This is a genomic window from Streptomyces sp. WAC 04229, assembly GCF_003947455.1.
Taxonomy (GTDB): Bacteria; Actinomycetota; Actinomycetes; order Streptomycetales; family Streptomycetaceae; genus Streptomyces.
The window spans coordinates 1-255 of record NZ_QHJH01000454.1 but is presented as its reverse complement, the minus strand read 5'-3'; the positions used below and the strand labels follow the sequence as shown (position 1 = coordinate 255).

1 protein-coding gene is annotated in these 255 nt (G+C 76.1%); it reads right to left on the bottom strand.

Annotation, left to right across the window (positions count from 1 at the left end):
• Positions 1-255, bottom strand: a 255-nt coding sequence (locus DMH12_RS38830) for a glutamate ligase domain-containing protein (RefSeq protein ID WP_399190345.1), incomplete at both ends; no start/stop codon positions are given.

Genomic DNA, 255 nt, shown 5'->3' with positions numbered 1-255 from the left:
CGATTTCGTCGAGGCGGGCGCCGCGGGAGGCTTTGACGAGGACGACGTCGCCGGTGGTGAGGTGGCTGCGCAGCCAGGCGAGGGCTGCGTTGTTGTCGGCGGGGGTCACCGTTCGGCCTCCCGCGCCGTCGGCGATGGGGCGGGCCCCCTCGCCGACCGCGACGACCACGTCGGCCCGGGCGGCGGCGTAGGCGCCGACGGCACGGTGCTCGGCCTCGCTGTCGGCGCCGAGTTCGAGCATGGTGCCGAGGACGG